This is a genomic window from Cupriavidus sp. UYPR2.512 (genome assembly GCF_000379565.1).
Lineage (GTDB): Bacteria > Pseudomonadota > Gammaproteobacteria > Burkholderiales > Burkholderiaceae > Cupriavidus.
In genome coordinates this window covers 1-2,964 of sequence record NZ_KB902988.1, presented here as the reverse complement: position 1 = coordinate 2,964, position 2,964 = coordinate 1, and the positions used below count along the sequence as shown (strand labels likewise).

Here is a 2,964-nt window from a genome sequence, read left to right as displayed (position 1 = left end):
ATGTATTGCTCAAATCGCTCGCTCGCGCTCATCGCTCTTCATGAACTGTGCCAAGAAGTTTATAGTATGGCACATTTATGACACAGTAAGATTAGATGAGCAGATAGCGCAGATTGAGCGGCGCATGCGCGAATGGAAGAAGGAGGACAAGGCGGTGAAGGCGATCAGCGAGATTCCCGGCGTCGGGCTGCTCACGGCCACTGCAGCAGTCGCGATGATAGGCGACGCAAAGGTGTTCCGCTCCGGACGAGAGTTTGCCGCCTGGGCTGGACTGGTGCCGAAACAGACGGGCTCGGGCGGCAAGGTGAACCTGCACGGCATCTCGAAGCGCGGAGATACGTATCTGCGCACGCTCCTGATTCACGGTGCGCGAAGCGTATTGACACATGCGAAGGAACCCGGACCGTGGGTCGAACAAATGAAGAAGAGACGTCCACCGAACGTCGTAATCGTGGCGCTCGCTAACAAGATGGCGCGCACGATCTGGGCGGTACTGGCCCATGACCGTGCGTATGAAAAGGACTACGTGAGCAAGAAGCCGGCTTGACCTCAAGGCCCACGTTCAAGATCAACGTTTGACACAGGGTGAACGTCGAAAAGTTGCGTTGGCAATCGTGAGTGATGACAAACCAGGTAGGACCGTGACTCGCTAAACCTGAATGACTCTCCGGGCTTCTAGCTCGCTGCGGGAATGAGGTGCGGGTCAGCGAATTTCATCGGGGCACGCAGCGGTAGTACCGGCTGCAAGAATGCCGGATATAGACCTGCAGCCCATCCTGTCTGTCGGAACACACGAAAAACTAGCGCAAAGGGGCGCGTTCATATAAAGAGTCATGACTTCTGTATAACGAGATGCACTTTCTGTATAACGAGATGCACTAAGCGACTAGCGCACCGACCGCTGCGTTCTTGATGTCGGACATGATGGGATCCTTAAAAGTTGAAGGTCAAATGTCGAACCACACCCAAGATTTGCACAATGCCGCCGAGGCAAAGCTCAAGAAAGACCGCCATTCCAGTTGCCTGTTCGAAATTTGTTGGATGCGACATTGCTGCCGACGTTACGAAGAATGGTTGAGGCAAGTCTAGGCGGCGTGGTAGGTATGCGGCAAGGCAACCAGAGTGTCCACTTGCCTGCGGTTGATCAGGATCAAAATTTGACGCTAACTGGTGAGCGGTCGATTGAAGACATCTCTTGCGACCACCTGCGGAGTTGGCGACGAGTCAGAGCGTAAGGCTCCCAAAGAAACATAGCCCTAAAGGCCGCATGGCTCGCTGGACCGTTGCCGCGGGTCCGGCGAGGAGCGCTATGCTCCAGCATCCTACAAGCACGCTGCGCCCGTAGTTGCCCGCGAGTCGGCCTTTGATGCCCAAGCAGAATTCGCCTCGCACGTCCATGATTTCACGGCGTCGGTCCTGCAAGCCTTCATTAGGTCAGCGGAGCTTCCAGGGGGCAGTGTCCAGTTCAAAACATATGATGTCAGAAATGGAACAATCAGGACGTTCACTCTCAAGAATAAGTGGTGTTGTGTCTGCTTTTAGGGACTCCTGTTCGCCCGAACACTAGGCACATAAATTGCGCTCACCAATGAAATCGGTGGTGACTCCCTTCCGCGGACCTCGCGCAGGTGCGCTGTAAGGCCAAGGGATAGAATTAGCCAATAAGCAACATAAATAACACCGCCAAGCAAGGATATTTTTATTTATTTTTTAGCATGAGGATAAATCATGAGAAAGGTCGAAAAGATCACCGTCGACAACGAAAGCGGCTTTGTGCTCAACTTCTCAGTCCAGTGGCTCAGTAGCGACGGGAAGTGGAACACCACGGAGTGGAACAGCGGCAACTATCCCGTGGCACAGTCTAGGACGACTCCTCCGCTTGACAAGATTGGCGTCCCGGCCGATGCGGTGGCAGTGACGCCCTACGTGGGGGGATATCGGGTCAAGGAACGCCGTTCGTTACTTTCGAGTCGAACGACACATCGCGACCTACGAAGCAACCTGGACACCTTTAACCGGCTTTAAAATCACTCTCATTGAGTAAGTGGCGAACTAATTCTCCGAGGCTAGAAGAGCCTGTCGGTCTTTCTGGCCTTCCAATGGATGATGTCCTGCTAGATGATCGTGGCAGCTCAACCGAGAAATCACCCCGATGAGCCGCCTCGTGGTCGAAATCATCCCGCAGCTTGATCTGAGCGAACTGACGCGCCAATACACCGGCCGAGGCTCGGGCGCACCATCCGGCAGTGTTTGGGCTTGCTGATCTACGGCTATGTCAGTGGCGTGTACTCCAGCCGGAAGATCGAACGCGCGACCTACGACTCGGTGGCTTTCCGCTATTTTGCAGCCGACACTTACCCGCTTCACGAGTACCCCAGCTTCCCCTCCCGCGAGCGGACTTGGCATCCTCCAGTTTGCTGCCATGCCGGTGATGATGCCGGGGGTTTCGGCATACGACACGCCGGCGTCTAGGGGATATGTCGGCTGCCGCAAGGGACGTCCTCAAGACCGCTTACACTGAACGCGCGACATGGGCCATCTGGATGACCTTGCTTTCGATCCTCGTCTAACGACCCATGCGCGTCGGTTAGGGATTGAATCGCCGCTCGATGTTAGCTTGGTGGAGTGGAAGGGGCGTTCGTACTATCACGTGAGTGGCTTGGATCGGGAGGGCCGTCGTGTGCTGATTGAAGTGTTCACAATCAATTCTCACGGGACCCTGCAAGCCGTCTTGGCGTTCGAATATCCGCCGCCGATCCGCAATCTCTACCCCAACTAAGTGCGGCTCCTCGACAAATCGGGAGCACATGACAGCGCAGGCGAGCTTAAGCAAGGCGAGATGAATATCGAGGCGACGTTCGGAGCGCATGCCTAGTGCAATGTTCCATTCTGTTTGGAACTTAAGCGGCGGTTGGCACGAATGACCTTCTGTAGGATGTCGCGAGCGCTCTTGGTCCAGATGAA

General features: G+C 55.1%; 3 protein-coding genes and 2 pseudogenes. 4 read left to right on the top strand and 1 reads right to left on the bottom strand.

Annotated features, from left to right (window positions below; translation table 11 throughout):
* From A3A5_RS0116640 to A3A5_RS41630, 4 genes and pseudogenes are all read left to right on the top strand, one after another.
* Window positions 1–547, top strand: a 547-nt coding sequence (locus A3A5_RS0116640; RefSeq protein WP_035812769.1) for an IS110 family transposase, incomplete at its 5' end; no start/stop codon positions are given.
* 1,181 nt (window positions 548–1,728) lie between these two features.
* Window positions 1,729–2,025, top strand: coding sequence for a hypothetical protein (locus A3A5_RS38690; protein WP_018311679.1), 297 nt, complete (start codon window positions 1,729–1,731; stop codon window positions 2,023–2,025).
* Between the two features lie 127 nt (window positions 2,026–2,152).
* Window positions 2,153–2,370, top strand: a pseudogene (locus tag A3A5_RS41635) (transposase); the annotation flags it as partial.
* Between the two features lie 160 nt (window positions 2,371–2,530).
* Window positions 2,531–2,779: a hypothetical protein gene (locus A3A5_RS41630; protein WP_018311678.1), complete on the top strand. Its 249-nt coding sequence runs from the start codon at window positions 2,531–2,533 to the stop codon at window positions 2,777–2,779.
* Window positions 2,780–2,788: 9 nt separating this feature from the next.
* Here A3A5_RS41630 and A3A5_RS45695 read toward each other — a convergent pair.
* Window positions 2,789–2,875: pseudogene (locus tag A3A5_RS45695) on the bottom strand (IS5/IS1182 family transposase); the annotation flags it as partial.
* Window positions 2,876–2,964 lie beyond the last annotated feature (89 nt).